The sequence below is a fragment of the Aneurinibacillus sp. Ricciae_BoGa-3 genome (assembly GCF_028421645.1).
Lineage (GTDB): Bacteria > Bacillota > Bacilli > Aneurinibacillales > Aneurinibacillaceae > Aneurinibacillus_B.
The window spans coordinates 2,134,893-2,150,685 of the sequence record NZ_CP116887.1; the positions used below are offsets into that span (position 1 = coordinate 2,134,893).

The 15,793-nt window shown below is 42.3% G+C and carries 16 protein-coding genes; 8 read left to right on the plus strand and 8 right to left on the minus strand.

Annotation, left to right across the window (positions count from 1 at the left end; all coding sequences use genetic code 11):
* Positions 1-167: 167 nt before the first annotated feature.
* Positions 168-1,625, plus strand: coding sequence for a sodium/proline symporter PutP (gene putP / locus PP175_RS10895; protein WP_272443243.1), 1,458 nt, complete (start codon positions 168-170; stop codon positions 1,623-1,625).
* Between the two features lie 119 nt (positions 1,626-1,744).
* Positions 1,745-1,948, plus strand: coding sequence for a thioredoxin family protein (locus PP175_RS10900; protein WP_272442786.1), 204 nt, complete (start codon positions 1,745-1,747; stop codon positions 1,946-1,948).
* Between the two features lie 23 nt (positions 1,949-1,971).
* Here PP175_RS10900 and PP175_RS10905 read toward each other — a convergent pair whose 3' ends face one another.
* From PP175_RS10905 to PP175_RS10915, 3 genes are all read right to left on the minus strand, one after another.
* Positions 1,972-2,904, minus strand: a complete 933-nt coding sequence (locus PP175_RS10905) for a vanadium-dependent haloperoxidase (protein WP_272442787.1) — start codon at positions 2,902-2,904, stop codon at positions 1,972-1,974.
* 105 nt (positions 2,905-3,009) lie between these two features.
* Entirely contained in the window at positions 3,010-4,077 is a 1,068-nt protein-coding gene (locus tag PP175_RS10910; RefSeq protein ID WP_272442789.1) for a D-alanyl-D-alanine carboxypeptidase family protein, read from the minus strand.
* 149 nt (positions 4,078-4,226) lie between these two features.
* Positions 4,227-5,006, minus strand: coding sequence for a Cof-type HAD-IIB family hydrolase (locus PP175_RS10915; RefSeq protein WP_272442790.1), 780 nt, complete (start codon positions 5,004-5,006; stop codon positions 4,227-4,229).
* A 290-nt stretch (positions 5,007-5,296) separates the two neighbouring features.
* Between PP175_RS10915 and PP175_RS10920 the strand changes: the two genes are divergently transcribed.
* Entirely contained in the window at positions 5,297-6,241 is a 945-nt protein-coding gene (locus tag PP175_RS10920) for an aldose 1-epimerase (protein ID WP_272442791.1), read from the plus strand.
* 89 nt (positions 6,242-6,330) lie between these two features.
* Here the strand turns inward: PP175_RS10920 and PP175_RS10925 are convergent, their stop codons facing one another.
* Entirely contained in the window at positions 6,331-6,543 is a 213-nt protein-coding gene (locus PP175_RS10925) for a hypothetical protein (protein WP_272442792.1), read from the minus strand.
* A 234-nt stretch (positions 6,544-6,777) separates the two neighbouring features.
* Here PP175_RS10925 and PP175_RS10930 point away from each other — a divergent pair, with 234 nt between their 5' ends.
* On the plus strand, positions 6,778-8,325 hold the full coding sequence (locus tag PP175_RS10930) for a bifunctional GNAT family N-acetyltransferase/carbon-nitrogen hydrolase family protein (RefSeq protein WP_272442793.1): 1,548 nt from the start codon (positions 6,778-6,780) through the stop codon (positions 8,323-8,325).
* A gap of 151 nt (positions 8,326-8,476) precedes the next feature.
* Positions 8,477-8,785: a hypothetical protein gene (locus PP175_RS10935; protein WP_272442794.1), complete on the plus strand. Its 309-nt coding sequence runs from the start codon at positions 8,477-8,479 to the stop codon at positions 8,783-8,785.
* 234 nt (positions 8,786-9,019) lie between these two features.
* On the opposite strand, the gene PP175_RS10940 is transcribed toward PP175_RS10935, so the two are convergent.
* A complete protein-coding gene (locus PP175_RS10940) occupies positions 9,020-9,529 on the minus strand; it encodes a hypothetical protein (RefSeq protein WP_272442796.1) in 510 nt (169 codons plus the stop codon).
* A 505-nt stretch (positions 9,530-10,034) separates the two neighbouring features.
* Between PP175_RS10940 and ftsZ the strand changes: the two genes are divergently transcribed.
* Complete coding sequence (gene ftsZ, locus PP175_RS10945; RefSeq protein ID WP_272442797.1) at positions 10,035-11,144, plus strand: cell division protein FtsZ; 1,110 nt, start codon at positions 10,035-10,037, stop codon at positions 11,142-11,144.
* 149 nt (positions 11,145-11,293) lie between these two features.
* Entirely contained in the window at positions 11,294-12,136 is an 843-nt protein-coding gene (locus tag PP175_RS10950) for a YitT family protein (protein WP_272442799.1), read from the plus strand.
* A 125-nt stretch (positions 12,137-12,261) separates the two neighbouring features.
* Here the strand turns inward: PP175_RS10950 and PP175_RS10955 are convergent, their stop codons facing one another.
* From PP175_RS10955 to PP175_RS10965, 3 genes are all read right to left on the minus strand, one after another.
* On the minus strand, positions 12,262-12,711 hold the full coding sequence (locus tag PP175_RS10955; protein WP_272442800.1) for a hypothetical protein: 450 nt from the start codon (positions 12,709-12,711) through the stop codon (positions 12,262-12,264).
* A gap of 28 nt (positions 12,712-12,739) precedes the next feature.
* Positions 12,740-13,759 carry a DUF3231 family protein gene (locus tag PP175_RS10960; protein ID WP_272442802.1) on the minus strand — a complete coding sequence of 340 codons (1,020 nt, stop codon included), beginning with the start codon at positions 13,757-13,759 and terminating at the stop codon, positions 12,740-12,742.
* Positions 13,760-13,985: 226 nt separating this feature from the next.
* Positions 13,986-14,255 (minus strand): phage holin family protein, encoded by a 270-nt coding sequence (locus tag PP175_RS10965; protein WP_272442804.1) that lies wholly within the window; start codon positions 14,253-14,255, stop codon positions 13,986-13,988.
* 516 nt (positions 14,256-14,771) lie between these two features.
* Between PP175_RS10965 and PP175_RS10970 the strand changes: the two genes are divergently transcribed.
* Positions 14,772-15,791: a phosphotransferase gene (locus tag PP175_RS10970; protein ID WP_272442805.1), complete on the plus strand. Its 1,020-nt coding sequence runs from the start codon at positions 14,772-14,774 to the stop codon at positions 15,789-15,791.
* The last annotated feature ends 2 nt before the right edge of the window (positions 15,792-15,793 follow it).

Consider the following 15,793-nt stretch of genomic DNA (forward strand, 5'->3'; position numbering starts at 1 on the left):
CGTCGAGCCAAAGAGCCCGCCCAATAATAGATGCACGACCCATCCTTAAACGGGATGGGTTTCTTTTGTGTGGTCTGAATTTTGTGTAATTTTTAAAATTCATTTTCTTGAATGAATATGCGTGATAAACTAATGAAATGATTAAGGAGGAAGGTGAGACATTGGAAATGCAGCTTATTATCTCAATAACCATATATATGATTGGGATGCTTTGGATCGGTTACTATGCCTATAAGCGTACAGCGGATTTATCGGACTATATGCTGGGTGGACGAAATTTGGGACCCGCAGTTACGGCTCTCAGTGCTGGTGCGTCAGATATGAGCGGCTGGTTGATGATGGGGTTGCCAGGCGCGATGTATACGCAGGGACTAAGCGCTTCCTGGATTGTAATTGGGCTGACGCTTGGAAGTTATGCGAACTGGTTGTATGTGGCACCAAGATTACGGATCTATACGGAGATTGCTTCAAATTCGATTACCATTCCATCGTTTTTGGAAAATCGGTTTGAAGACAGGTCGAATCTGCTTCGGCTAGTCTCTGGAATCGTTATTATGGTTTTTTTCACGTTCTATGTGTCAGCAGGTATTGTTTCTGGCGCCGTTCTTTTCCAAAATACGTTCGGGATGAACTACCACACGGGGCTTTATTTAATAGCGGGGGTTGTGGTGGCCTACACACTTTTTGGAGGCTTTCTCGCTGTCAGTTTAACGGATTTTGTTCAAGGATTAATCATGGTTTTATCGCTTATTATGGTTCCAGCCGTTACGCTGGCTCACTCAGGCGGCATAGCGAATACATTAGAAGTTGTCCAGCGCGTTAATCCGTCCTACATGGATTTCTTTAAAGGAACTTCTGCTTTGGGAATTATATCGCTGCTTGCATGGGGATTGGGGTATTTTGGACAACCTCATATTATTGTGCGCTTTATGGCGATCACAAATGTTAGGGAAATCAAAAAAGCCCGCCGTATTGGCATAAGCTGGATGATCTTTTCAGTGCTCGGTGCGATGCTGACCGGCTTTTTCGGAATCGCATACTATCAAACGCATGGCCTTAAGATTGCTAATCCAGAAACGGTGTTTATTGAATTAGGAAAAATTCTGTTTACACCTCTTTTAACCGGATTTATCATTGCGGCCATACTCGCCGCCATTATGAGTACCATTTCTTCGCAACTACTTGTCACATCTAGCTCGCTAACGGAAGATGTGTATAAAACCTTCTTCAGACGGCAGGCAACAGATAAAGAACTTGTTTTCGCAGGCCGTCTAGCTGTCCTGGTTGTTGCGGTAATCGCGTCAATGCTTGCCTTTAACCAAAACGCCACGATTTTGTCGCTTGTTGGCTATGCGTGGGCTGGGTTTGGAGCGTCATTTGGGCCAGTTATTCTATTAAGCCTGTTCTGGAAAAGAATGAACAAGTGGGGAGCTTTAAGTGGAATGATCATTGGCGCAGCTACGATCATTGTTTGGACTCGTTTCCCATTTTTGAAAAACCATCTGTATGAAATGGTGCCAGGATTTGCTGCCAACTTATTAGCAATATATGTCGCGAGCTTATTAACAGCTAAACCATCTAATAACGTGTTAAAGCAATTTGATGAATCGAGAAAAATCGCCTAAAGAAGGAATGGAAAATGTCTAAGAAAATAAACACTGGCCAGTACGATGCCTTCGTGCAAAATGCAGCCAAACCCGTTATTCTCGAATTTGGCGCAGATTGGTGACCGGCATGCCGTTACTTGGGACCGGTGGTCTCTATGGTTGCTGAGCAGCAAAAAGATGTGGATTTTTACTACGTGGATGTAGATGAATCGCCAGAATTAGCAACAAGGTTTGGCGTACTAAGCATCCCGACATTAATTAAGATCCTCGATGGGAAAGAAACAAATCGTTCGGTAGGGGCGATTCCTGAGGCGGAAGTTAAACAATTTGTCCAATCTTAACGAAAACGAATGCCGATAGTCTTTTAAGGACTATCGGCATTTCTATTTTTGTGAATCCCTTTCCGCTTGACCGTCTTGTTTTTTGCTTGTGATGGTTTCATTCCTTTTTTAAAAGTTACAGGCTTCTTTGCTTTCGGTATAATTTTTGAGGTACAGCTGTTGCTGAACCGGAACGGTATCACTTGTCTATAAGGTGGGGGTGGAAGTTTGGCATCAAAATTTTTGCGAATGGGAACTTCGATTGGCTCGCCGTCACCGTTTCTCTGTCGGCGAATGACTTCAATCACAATGCCTCCTATTTTTCTGCCAAGTTTTAATCCCTCACTGGAATCAATGGGAAAATGAACACCGGCATATACCCGTGATATCGCATTCTCTTCAGCAAATTTGTTTAGTTTCTTCGCTTCCGCAGGGAAGAAATAACTTAGGATGACCTCAGTACACCCTGAAATTGCTGCATGGCCGGATACATAAGTAGGGAACCGGGGTGTACAAAGGAGTGTAGCAAGTGTCCGATCATACTGATTGGGCCGGGCCACATCCCACAGGTATTTATAATGCCAGGTGACGACAAACGTATCATTAATGCCGGCTTGCACGATGGATAATAGGCGTGCGGCTTCTGGAGGGCTGATCTCATAAGTATCAATCAGGCGGTCAATGATGGGGGTCCATTGCTTGGTTGCCACACCTGAACCCCAATACTTGGCTATGATTGATTGTCTCTTGGTTAATCCCCGTAAAGTTTTCTGCACTTCCTTCAATTGGGCTTCCCAATCAACCGTTTCAGGATCTTTGATGTTGAAATGAATGCGGTTGCCGCGAAGGTCCCGAAAAATCCCTTGCCTATTCTGCAAATATACAGTAGGCCATGTTCCAGCCAGTGGATCTACAGGATTCGCAGGCGGTTTTTTTTCACCTGCATATGGCACCTTTGCCCATCGTAGATAGCTCATAATTCCCCTCCCCCGGATCAAAAGCACTAATTAATGTATATTCGGGGCCTTTAACATAGGTGAAATTCCGATTACGTAAAAAGCTCTCCGTTCACTGGAGAGCGATCACATTGGAAATCCTATTTTATTTGGTGAATTGAACACTCTGCGTTTCAGCCTAATATAGTAAATGAGGCCAAAAAGTAATAGCGGTAGTGCACCTACTATCCATACAGGCAGGACAGGGGATTTTACGGAATTTACCGTTTGAAACTTTTCGGTTTTGGTTTTATCTATTTGAGGCTTTTCTATCAGGCTTTTGTGTGGTGGGATTTGTAGATCTGCTGCGGCTTTCTGGACAACAGGAGAATTTTTTGGTTTCTGGCTTAGTACAGAGTAGCCGTAATTCATCAACTTCAGCGTGTCATCGTACGCTCTCGCTTTGCCATCCGCTTGTAACGTAACAATAATTAATCGTTTACCATTTCGATCGACAGAAGTGACCAGCGTGTTTTTCGCTTTATCCGTGTATCCTGTTTTTCCCCCTTCTACACCCTGGACAGTTCCGAGCAGCGGCTGAGAATTGGTGAGCGTAGCTGACCATTTAAGCCCTTTCCAATAGTACGTTTTGGTGGAAATGATATGCCTAAACATAGGGTTTTTCATTGCATAGGCTGTAATTTTGGCCATATCGCGCGCAGTCGTATAATGAAAAGCATTCGGCAGGCCATTTGGATTGACGAAATGGGTTGTTGTAGCGCCTACTTTTTCAGCAAATGCATTCATTTTTACGGCAAAACCTTGAATGCTCCCTCCAAAATGTTCAGCAAGCGCAATCGCCGCATCGTTGCCTGAATGAAGCATTAACCCGTAGAGCAATTGTTTCACCGTTTTCTGTTCGCCTGGAACCATGTAAAGTTTAGTAGGTTCTACATCAGCGGCTTCTTTTGAAATGGTGACCTTGTCATTTAATCGGCCACTTTCAATGGCAAGAACTGCGGTCACGATTTTGGTTATGCTTGCGGGGAACATGGGAGCATCCGCATTCTTTTGATATAAAACAGATTGACTGCTATCATCCACAACAATCGCTGCCACACTTTCAATCGAAGGAGTGTCATCAGCATAAACCGGTAAGCCTATAGTTACAACAAGAAAAATACAGAGCAGTAGTAAGTTGAAACACTTTTTCATAAGATGCCCGCCTTCCTCTTATCCATCTCGAACGCATCTATCACTACAGGAATTATTTGGGGGAAGTTAACACGCGTGTCAATAATATATATGCGGTACTTCGCCTATTTTGACGGTCGAGATAAAATAAGAGGGAGGGCTTAGGTTGTTTAGTCTAATAAGCCAACCTTCTGTAGGCCATGTAAAATGCCATCCTCATCAACGGAGCTGGTTATGTATTTTGCCGCTTTCTTAGCCAAATCATGAGCGTTTCCCATCGCAATACTATTTCTTACTGTCTTTAACATTTCAATGTCATTGAGTCCATCGCCAAATGCAAAAACATTTTCAGGTTCAATCTCGAGTTTTTGCGTTATTTTTGCAATGCCCTTTGCCTTTGAACCGCCTGCGGGAATCACATCTACCGAAACCGGATGCCAACGGATAAAGTCAAATTGCTTAAACCTTTCTTCATAAAAGTCTTCTTCTTTCTCCTGGCAGAATAATAGAGACTGATAAATTTCTCTTTCCTTGAAGTAATGGGGATCATGTGCTGGAAAATTATCGATTTTTAACGTGTCAATACTTTCCACTATATAGTCATGGTGTGGAACATTTGCTTTCATATCTTCATGATCCATATAGACAATCGGATGATTATGTAAGACAGCTATATCCGTTAATGCCTGGAGCGCTTGTTTATCTAATGGATTGGTATGTATGACCCGGCCTTGCAAAACGACATATTGGCCGTTGTAGCTTACATATGTTTGGATATCAAGTTCTTTGCGAAGTTTCGCAAACATAAACGGTGCCCTTCCAGTTGCGATAGCAACCTCATGCCCTTTATCCTTCAACGCTTGAACGGCCTGTCTGGTGGACTCAGGCAATTGCTTATCATGGTCCAGTAGGGTTCCGTCTATATCAAAGAAAATTAATTGCTGTGACATTTTACCACTCCATTTAGCCAATTTTGTTATGTCCTTATCATACCCCAGTTTGTATATTTTGGGCACCCGGGAGTCCCGATCCCTCCAACTAAAATGATGTACCTCTACCTTTTTATACCGGCTGTAAAACAAGCTAAACGGATTGCATCTTTCATTTATCGGCAAAGGAAGCGTGCCGAGACCACCCATTAGCCAATGAAAACTAAAATAGGGTATACTAGGAAAAAGAGCTGTCCGGCTAGCTTTCGATGCACAATGTTGGGCAAAACGATTTCCTGGAGGAAGATACAATGGCCATACGAAAAGTTACTTTTATAAAAGAACCGGCTTACGAAATGGAGAGCGACCAATTTAAGGCAATCGTAGTCCCCGGGCTGGGGAGCAATTTGCTCTCGCTGTATGATAAAAAGCACAATGTGGAACTCGTACGTACGCCGGAAAACAGAGAAGAATACGAACAGCGTCCTATGCTATACGGGACACCTGTACTGTTTCCGCCAAATCGAATAGAGGATGCTGTATTTACCTTTAAAGGCAAGACGTACCATCTTGAAATGAACCGGGCCAAGGAAAATAACCACATCCATGGTTTTGTGCATAATAAGCCCTGGCATATGGTGTCTATGGAAGATGACAAGAATCAGTTGATTACGCGCCTGCGATCGGAAGATTTTCCAGAAATCATTAGGCAATTTCCTCATTCATTCGAATTAACCCTTTCCTTTACATTAACAGACAAAGGTTTAAGACAAAGCCTTACTGTAGCGAATCGTGGAACGGAGACGATGCCAGTCGGGCTGGGATATCATACAACGTTTAACTTTCCCATACATTCTTCGCGTCTGCAATTGGAAGTTGGGAAACAATGGGAGCTTAACAATCGTATGCTCCCAACAGGGGAACTGCTGGACTCTGCCGTCCAAAACGAACTGGCTGCGGGGGCCCTGCTGGAAGGCAGAAAGCTGGACGACGCTTTTGTGATGACAGACAATAAAAAAGCGGTGTTAAGCATGCCAGAGACTGGGATATCGATTGTATACAGTGTAGGGGATACTTTTAAACACTGGGTTGTCTTTAATGGGCAAGGGACAGAGGATTTCGTGGCTGTTGAGCCGTATTCGTGGATTACAAACGCTCCAAATTTGCAACTTCCGGCAGAAACGACCGGGCTAATGGGAGTGGAGCCTGGTAAAGAAAAGAATTTTGAAACGGAAATTACGGTGATGCCGCTTTAATTATATCAGCAAATGATTTTATCGGAGTGAGGGCAGATTTTCTACACAAATCTGCCCGAATCCTGAAAGTGTCCGTGTGGACTGCCTTTTCAATCGTCCTCGTGAATCGTATCTTCCACGATGACCCGGAGTTGTTTATCAAACAACTCATCGCTGCAGAGTAAACTCTCCTCCTTCCTCTGGTTGGCGATTTCCTTTAATTCACCTGTATCACCCTTGGCATTTATAACTTTCAACATATGATTCAATGCCTGAGATGTCCGCTCGTTTTCCTCCTGCCTATAGGTATCCTGATCCTTCATGTTATTCCATCCTCCTTTTTCGTGTTATCCTCTCCTGGAACAGAAGATTTCACCCAAAAAATGTGTGTTTTCATTACCATGCCGCACTAAAGCTTTTCTTAAAAAACTGGAGTGCTTCTGAAAAAAAGTGGGATTCCAGGGTACGCTAAATAGAAAGGATGGTACCGCTTGACTCGGGTGGAAGTGGTGGTAAGATTTGCATAGGCATTACAATTAAAGCAGGGATGTGGGAACGTGTCAGAAACTGATATGTCAAAATATGAGAAGAAAATTGTTGTCCGCAATACCCGCATGGAAGACGTTGAGGAGCTTGTCGCATTGTGCACGCGCTGTTTTCCTAACATGGAGCCATGGAAGCGGGAGCAGTTGCAAAGTCATATTCGGATTTTCCCTCAAGGCCAGTTTTGTGTGGAGTATGAAGACAAAATTGTTGGATCTTGCTCAAGTCTTATTGTGAATTTTGATGAGTATGATGATCAGCATACTTGGGATGTTATCACAGACAATGGGTACATTACCAATCACGACCCTACTGGACTCAATCTATACGGGATTGAGGTGATGGTTGATCCGGAATACCGCCGCATGAAAATTGGACATCGTCTCTATGAGGCGCGCAGGGAACTTGCCCGCGAATTAAATCTTCAGAGCATCATTATCGGCGGACGCATCCCGAATTACCATAACTATAAAGGGCAAATGACACCGCGCGAATATGTAGCAGAGGTTGAGAAGCACAACATTTATGACCCGGTTTTATCATTTCAGCTGCTTGAGGGTTTTAGCATCAAGCGAATTAATACACGCTACCTACCAGATGATCAGGCCTCTGAGGCTTTTGCTACCTTGATGGAATGGAACAACATTGATTATCTTCCCAAGTCCAGGCGTGTATATCGTGCGTCGTTCCCTGTACGAATTTGCGCAGTTCAGTATATGATGAAAAAAATCGATTCGTTGATGGACTTCACCAGGCAGGTCGAGTACTATGTGGACGTTGCAGCTGACTTTGGTTCCGATTTTGCTTTATTTCCCGAATTATTTACAACCCAATTGCTATCATTTCTCGAAGAAAAACGGCCTGATCAGGCCGTCCGACGCCTGGCAAACTATACGGATCAATACATCGAGTTATTTACGGAGCTTGCAGTACGATACAACATCAACATTGTCGGCGGGTCCCATTTCGTAGCTGAAGATGGGGACGTATATAATGTTGCTTATCTTTTCCGACGGGACGGTACGATTGAGAAACAGCCTAAAATTCACGTCACGCCAAATGAGCACAAATGGTGGGGCATTACAGAGGGGAATAAACTTCATGTTTTTGACACGGATTGTGGGAGGATAGCCATCCAAATTTCCTATGACATTGAGTTTCCAGAGCTTGCGCGGATGGCCGCCGATAAAGGGGCAAACATCATTTTTGTTCCGTTTTCAACGGACGATCGACAAGGATACCTCCGCGTTCGTTATTGTGCCCAGGCGAGGGCCATTGAGAACCAGGTCTATACGTGTATTGCTGGAACCGTAGGGAACTTGACGCACGTAGAGAACATGGATATTCAGTATGCTCAGTCTGCCATTTTTTCCCCTTCCGATTTTGGGTTTGCGAGAGATGGAATTGTTGGGGAATGTGATGCGAATGTTGACACGGTTGTAGTCGGTGACGTTGACCTAGAAAAGCTAAGGCGTTCTCGAAATTCCGGGTCTGTCCGTCAGCTGCGCGACAGGCGACGTGATTTGTACCGTATAGAATTGAAAAACTTAAAAATGGATTAATATTTAAACACCACGATAAGTGGTGTTTAAATTTTTGCAAAGACAGGGCTGCATTTTGATGCGAACATTTACCAGCCAAAATGCCTTGTGGTTATGTTAGTATAGAACAAGAGATAGAACAACATACTTTAACTTAGGAGTGATTACAAGAATGAAAAAGTTATTAGCAGCTGCTCTTCTCGGTGCATCTCTGTTGGCGATCAATGTAGGTAGCGCAAGTGCTGCAACTAGCTGCCCGTTCTCAAACGGAGCACAAAATTTTGCGCCTAACGTGGTAACAAGCCCGTTCAGCTCCACTAACAATGGAAATCTAAATAACTTTATGCAACAATTATTTGGTAAAAATAACAACAGCAATGGTCTTCCGGCTCAGCTTTCCACTACTCCTGTTCAGCAGTCTAATTGTCCGCTGCAACAGTCCAATTTCCCAGTTGCACCCTTTAATTGCCCTGCACAGTAACTGTCCAGCATATGTATTAATCTAAGGTAACGAATACTCTTTAAATTGTAAATCAGAAAATTCTGGATATTATATGTCTGAGTATTCATTTGCCCCCGCTATCCCTGTGGATAGCGGTTTTTTGTGTCTGTAAACGAGGAGATCCTGCAAGGCAGGACTCAAAAAGAGGACATCGCTTGCATTCGTGTGAAGCAGCGGTGCCCTGTTCTTTATTTTTGAATAGCAATTATTTAATCAAAACACGTTTTGTGCGGTTTTTCTTTCATATTCTTTGGCGTGTATGACGAATAATTTGCGTTTAAAGCGCGCCTCACGGCTGACCAGTTGGTACCATCGATCACGGTTATACAGCCAGCATCCTATGGTGGATTCTAAGTATTGGCTAATATCGGGTTCGCCTGCATCGTTTATCTCTGCTCCAATGGGGGAATTTGGCATGGCTGGCGGGTTATATGAAAGAGCCATAACCAGATAGTTTTTGTCCATCTCCATTTCAAGCAGTTGCAGAAAAGAACAGGCAGCTTCCCGTTTATTGAAGTTCGAAATAGCCATACGAAGGTTTTCCGAAACATTGAGTTCATCATGGGGTGCTTCACGCCAGCTCGAAATCACCGGCTGGTTTAGCAGCAGAGTTATAATATAGTGTTTCTCGTACTGCTCAGGATCAAAATTTATTGCCTCCGACCCTTCTTCTGTCTGGGGAAGGACAACGAAATGTCTAAAGTTATCAAAAAAGTCACTCATTGTGCAGCATCCTTTCGCATATCGTCCATTTACCAGTCACAAGGACGTTACCCCATTGATTATAAAATCTATCAGTTTTTCAAAATGTATGATATCTAAGTTATTATAACATTTCCTTAGATACGCAGTATTGATAAGATATTCACACAAATCGGTCCTAAAACACAGGGAAAACTATATGTCTTAGGGCCTAATCCGATTGGAGAATGGGCACAAAATTATCAGGAAAATATATTTCATTGAAGGTTTCTTGTTATTCGGTATAAATAGGACACCGATTAATGGTAAAATCACTTTATTCAGTAAAGAATACGTTGGATAGTTAAACCGCGCCTATGCGTGATGTTTAGTTGTACATATGTTGATGACACAGTTGTATTGTATTAATCCAGCAAATAAGTAAGAAGGAGCCTGAAACAAAGACAAACACGGGGAGAGCCGAATTCTGCCCTTTAACAACGCAATAAAAAAATTATAAGAACGGAACGATTTAGGAGGCGTAATCATGCTAGAGTTTGATGTGATGGCAGATCAGTTAGTAACAATAAAAGTTATCGGGGTTGGGGGTGGCGGAAACAACGCGGTAAACCGCATGATTCAGCATGGAATGCAAGGGGTGGAATTTATTGCTGTCAATACCGATGCCCAGGCACTTAAATTGTCACACGCCGAAATCAAAATACAAATTGGTGACAATCTCACCAGAGGATTGGGAGCAGGAGCTAATCCCGAAATAGGCAGAAAAGCGGTCGAAGAAAGCAAACGTCAAATTCAGGAAGTGTTAGAAGGGGCAGATCTGGTATTTGTTACGGCTGGAATGGGTGGTGGCACAGGTACTGGGGCAGCGCCAGTTATTGCACAGATCGCACAAGAACTTGGTGCGCTAACCGTAGGCGTTGTCACACGGCCGTTTTCTTTTGAAGGCAGAAAGCGTGCAACTCAGGCTGCTAAAGGTATTGATTCCTTGAAAGATGCGGTGGATACATTGATCGTTATCCCTAATGATCGTTTATTAGAGATGGTGAATAAAAAGACGCCAATGATTGAAGCGTTCCGTGAGGTAGACAATATTTTGCGCCAAGGAGTACAAAGTATTTCGGATTTAATCAACGTTCCCGGCTTAATCAACTTAGATTTTGCAGATGTAAAGACTATTATGTCTAATAAGGGTGCTGCCCTAATGGGGATTGGCATTGCACAAGGCGAAAACCGTGCCGCAAAAGCAGCGAGAAATGCGATTTCGAGCCCCCTGTTAGAGACACCCATTGATGGCGCCCAGAATATCTTAATGAATATTACGGTTGGTGCCAATTTGAGTCTTCATGAAGTTCAAGAGGCTGCCGATATTGTGGCCGCTGCTTCGGATCAAGAATTGAATATGATCTTCGGTTCCGTAATAAATGAAAATCTAAAGGATGAGATCGTTGTAACTGTGATTGCAACAGGGTTCAGTGAGCAAAATGTGTCTCAGCCAGACCAGGTGACCCACCCTTTGTTATCTTCAACGAAGCCAATGTTAGAACAGGCTGAAAGGCCGAAGGCGGACCCTGAGGAACATCAGGAGGATAACTTAGATATTCCGGCGTTCATGCGCATCCGGGGCGGCAGGCGTTAAACACAACATTTGAAGGGAGCCATGACGGCTCCCCCAATGAGAATTCGTTGACATTAACCCTGCGTGTTATACTGCAAAAACAGATAAAAAATTTTCCATGAGAGAAATTAAACGAAAGGATGATCAGGAGAATTGATTGGGGAGGATTTATGGTAAACAGAGAAAATTATCGAATTTTTATTGAAATTATAAGTATTATATTTGGTAGTTTGCTGCTTGCTGTTGGCGCAAATACTTTATTGATTCCATCCAATCTACTTTCAGGAGGCGTCATAGGTATTTGCATGATTGTATATCACTTTTTAGGCTGGTCAGTAGGCACACAGTACTTCATTTATAACATTCCTCTTTTAATCATAGGATATATCCACCTTGGAAAGAAATTTATCTTTTATACGGTGCTTGCAGTTGTTTTTGATACCATTTTTCTTCACTTGATTCCAATTCATCTTATGTGGACCAACAACGTGATTTTAGCTTCCGTTTTTGGCGGTGTAGTCTCATTTGCAGGGGGAGCGATCATGCTACGTGTTGGGGGTTCCAACGGAGGGTTGGATATTATAGGCAGAGTGATTGCGAAACATAAAAATTTATCCATTGCCAAATTTGGTCTTATTGTAAACCTTATTATCGTTGCTGTTTCTGCTGTAATTTTTGATGTACAGGCGGCTATGTTTACAGTTCTTTCATTGTATGTGGGAGCTAAGACATATGAATCCCTATTAAATATCGCTGAAAGAAGTTCGGTGCTGATCGTTACAGATAAGGGAGAGGAAATATCGGAGGCTTTGAATCAAGCGTTCCACCGTGGAGTTACATCATGGGAAGCTTTAGGTGCCTACTCACATACGGAGAAAAAAGTGATCCTTTGTGTCATTGTAAATATTCAATGGACAGAGTTATGTCAAACCGTATTGAGTGTTGACCGCAACGCCTTTATTTCGGCTATGCCAGCCCATAAAATCATCGGTAATTTCAAAAACGTTTGGTGACTGGCGCGGCGCTAGATAGAAAAAACACTTTTCGCTGAGAAAAGTGTTTTTTCATAACATATTCAACGGTTGCCTGAAATTTCGGAACAAGAAGGTAAAATTGGACAAAAAAGAAAGAGCAACTTTCATGGATTGCCCCTATTAGCTTTTATTCTTTTAAGAAGGAATAATCCAATGCCTACACCCACAAAAATCCCGAAAATACCTAACCATATTCCGCCCAATACATCTCTTGAGTATATGACACCAATTGTTCCAAAGTATGCACCGAATACGAACGGAACAGCAATATAGGGTGAACTACCACCCCCTGCGTCTTTATATGCATCCCAAATACCGAACATATAAATACATGGGTAAAACATTAACCATTGATAATTTGTATTGGCTATTGTTTCTGATATATCACCGTGGAAACTTGAAATGATAACTTCATTTAAATGGGATTGGACATTAATTAGAAATTCCAAGCCAATGAGTAACAGACCTTTAAAAAACTTACCGTTCAGAATTTGCCCAAACCCAGGTAAGGCAATACTCCAAAGCAATACCTCGATACCGTGGTGCTTTTTCATTCCCGTCCCAGCTCTACTTTACTGTTAATCAAAGTCGTACTAACTGTTTACGGTCTTCTACTTGCGGTGGTTGCTCCATCCAGCCATTATTAATCATAATATTAGCTCCATCTTCGACATACACTTGCGTTTCTGTAATAATACGTTGGTATTGAACAACTAAATCTTTTCTCATTGATACTGACATTCCAGTACCGTAAAAGCCTACCGCTGTATTAATCAAGAACAGTGCATGATACGTCATCAATTTATCTGAAAAGGGCGGAACCGTCGAATTGGTTACTTCTGATTCCCAATGTTTAGGTGAGGGCAGGTTGTTCTTATGTAAGATGGAACTAAAAGCATCGATGTGTTTAAGACCAATGTCAGTTCCCCTTACCATTAACGCCCGAACTTCCTTTGACTTAGCAACTTGACTAAAGCCAATGAGTAACGCTCTAGTCATGATGGTTTTTTTTAAATTGAAGAAGATATGGCTAATTTCAAGCGAGTTTAAAGGTCTCTTTCCTTCAAACCAGCCGTTTAAAAATGATTGCCGTTCAACAAAATCAACTTTTTCTGGTGTTGCAATATAGGGGGGTCTTGAGTAAAGTCCCTTAGACAGTAGAACATTTATGGACTTCTGGTACAATTCCATAGAGGTTTCATTACAATGAATATAGTAATCACGAATATCTGAACGGGTTGAGGTAGTCAATGAAAGTGCATATCCAGTTAAACCATGAACTGTCATTTGAAGTAAATAATCTAACCCAAATGTATCTGCAAACAAACGAGGTGCTTTTAGGTTCACATCTTCATCCGTGAATCCGTAAGGAACAGGATAGCCTTCTTCCTTGAAAATCCCGGCAATGGTTTTGACATGAACTTTTGCTAACTCCAGGGCGTATTCAAAAACTGGTCGGATTTCACGATCCTCAACCTTTTCCAACATGTATTTAAGTACACAAATGGCCATACTGTCGTTCATGTAATTGGTCCAAAGATTTGCTATTTCTGGTGCGGTTAATCGGATGCTATGCTCTGTTTGATGTTTTGTATGTTCCATAATGATTTTTATACCTCCGTATTGTTTACCAGTTTTTATGCATAATTGTCAAGCAAAAACTCTATCTTCCGTAGCTTAATTTCCCCACCAAAAGGCTTATTCATACGGTCATTTCTTCTCGTCTTATAGCTTGAGTATCGATGTTCTCAGATTTATCGGGGAGTGATGCGAGATCATTGTCCCAGCCAACCTAAACATGGTTTCTACTAGTAGCCGTTGAATCGGACTATTGCCTTTTTGTGGTTTGTTTCCAAAGCTGATGGGTTCCTATTGCTGATCCTGCGGCAATCATGCCATTCGCAATTCCTCTAACTGAAAAACCCACAGTAGCAATCCCAGATGCTATTCCAGCAAACAAGATAATCCACGCAATGATCCAATCAGGACATTTGGGTGTGATTTTTAGGATTGTTCCTAATACAAGCAGTGCTGGTATCACCCCAAGCAATGCAGGATCAAGCGTGACATCTGAAATAAGTTTGCTGATTTCCTCCATAAGAATTCCCCTTACATAAAATATTACTACTTTATTTTTATGCTAAATAATAAATAATGTATCGACTGGTGTGTAATACTTTCCCTTTTTCAATCGGGCTCAGCTAGAGTGGTAGGAAAAGCGTTTTTACTAAAAAAAGCAAACCCAAAAGGTTTGCTTTTTTCCTCGTTCTACTCTTGCGTAAAATCATCGCTGTATGTTTCGCTTGCTCTTTCTCTGCAATCCATACATTCCACCCGATTTTTTTCCCAGGACACCAGTTCCCTGCCGCACGTAATACACAATTCGATAATAACCTGTCACTCCTTTTTAATACATCTTATGATTGAACTCATTTACATATGCGGCATCTATCAGGGCTATGTAAAATTTCAGCATTCACCACGCAGAGACGGCACTTTCTCTGGATTTGTACCCCTGGCAAAATTTTGCCTTGTAACAGCCAATTGTGAATATCCAATAAAAAACTCCCGTCATATGCTATGAAAAAAACCAACAGAAGAGCGGAGCAAACGAATGGTCACTGAAAAACAGGTTATCCAAACTGCAATAAAATTTAATCTTAAGGCAAAAAAAGTTTTTTTAATAAAAACAGGCGTGTACCGTGTAGTGTCAGCCAAAGGAAAACCCTATTGCCTAAAAAGAATGAGATACTCTTCCGAACGCTTACGATGGATGGATCAAACACTCCAAAAACTTCGAACTCACGGCTTTGCCACTGTAGCGTGGCGGCGGCCGCACACGGCAACCGGCAGAACTTTATTTGTTCGATCGAGTAAACAACCATATTTCTATATTTTAACCCCGTGGATTCAAGGACGTATGCCTTCCATCGAGTCATGCCAAGACTTGCGTACTTGTGCGACAACATTGGCTGACTTTCATCTTGCAGGTCAAAAAATAAAGATTTCAACTGCAGGAGCACCCAATATGCTCGGCCGCTGGCCCAACATGCTGAATGATAAGGCCCGTATGCTGTTTAAAAACATTCAAAGAGCTGAAAAAAATGAGAGCAGTGCTGCACTTACTGGGCTTCTTCATACACACGGAGATTGGCTGGCTGAGAGAGTGCATAAAGCTTTAAAGCTGTTGGATGAAACTGATTACGCTTTATTTTGCCGGAAAGCAGCAAATAAAGGTGTGCTGTGTCATGGAGACAGCGGCCCGAAAAATTTTGTGTTAAGCCAGAAAGGCAATTATCTGATTGATTTTGAAACACTGCGTATTGACTTGCGGACTTATGACCTGTTTCGCCTTATTCGCCTCTCATGCAAAAGCAGCGGCTGGAATATCGATACTGCGCGTTGTATTCTAGACGGTTATCAAGCGGTTTCAAAGCTGGAACCTATTGAATATGATTTGTTGAGGGTGTGGCTGCAATTCCCTTATAAGGCATGTAAATTGCTTTCCTCTTATGAACACGCAAATCAACAACACAGACGGCGTCTGGAGCATAAACTAGCAAATACAATAAAAGACGAACAGGATATTTCTGTTTTTCTGAATCGCCTTGATAGTTATAGGAACAGGAAGTGACC

Excerpts from the sequence above, each read along its gene's own strand:
- PP175_RS10905 (WP_272442787.1), bottom strand. The coding sequence starts at position 2,904 with ATGAGCTATCTACGATGGGCAAAGGTGCCATATGCAGGTGAAAAAAAA.
- PP175_RS10970 (WP_272442805.1), top strand. The coding sequence starts at position 14,772 with ATGGTCACTGAAAAACAGGTTATCCAAACTGCAATAAAATTTAATCTT.
- PP175_RS10920 (WP_272442791.1), top strand. The coding sequence starts at position 5,297 with ATGGCCATACGAAAAGTTACTTTTATAAAAGAACCGGCTTACGAAATG.
- PP175_RS10955 (WP_272442800.1), bottom strand. The coding sequence starts at position 12,711 with ATGAAAAAGCACCACGGTATCGAGGTATTGCTTTGGAGTATTGCCTTA.
- PP175_RS10925 (WP_272442792.1), bottom strand. The coding sequence starts at position 6,543 with ATGAAGGATCAGGATACCTATAGGCAGGAGGAAAACGAGCGGACATCT.
- PP175_RS10960 (WP_272442802.1), bottom strand. The coding sequence starts at position 13,759 with ATGGAACATACAAAACATCAAACAGAGCATAGCATCCGATTAACCGCA.
- ftsZ (WP_272442797.1), top strand. The coding sequence starts at position 10,035 with ATGCTAGAGTTTGATGTGATGGCAGATCAGTTAGTAACAATAAAAGTT.
- PP175_RS10950 (WP_272442799.1), top strand. The coding sequence starts at position 11,294 with ATGGTAAACAGAGAAAATTATCGAATTTTTATTGAAATTATAAGTATT.
- PP175_RS10915 (WP_272442790.1), bottom strand. The coding sequence starts at position 5,006 with ATGTCACAGCAATTAATTTTCTTTGATATAGACGGAACCCTACTGGAC.
- putP (WP_272443243.1), top strand. The coding sequence starts at position 168 with ATGCAGCTTATTATCTCAATAACCATATATATGATTGGGATGCTTTGG.
- PP175_RS10940 (WP_272442796.1), bottom strand. The coding sequence starts at position 9,529 with ATGAGTGACTTTTTTGATAACTTTAGACATTTCGTTGTCCTTCCCCAG.
- PP175_RS10910 (WP_272442789.1), bottom strand. The coding sequence starts at position 4,077 with ATGAAAAAGTGTTTCAACTTACTACTGCTCTGTATTTTTCTTGTTGTA.
- PP175_RS10935 (WP_272442794.1), top strand. The coding sequence starts at position 8,477 with ATGAAAAAGTTATTAGCAGCTGCTCTTCTCGGTGCATCTCTGTTGGCG.
- PP175_RS10965 (WP_272442804.1), bottom strand. The coding sequence starts at position 14,255 with ATGGAGGAAATCAGCAAACTTATTTCAGATGTCACGCTTGATCCTGCA.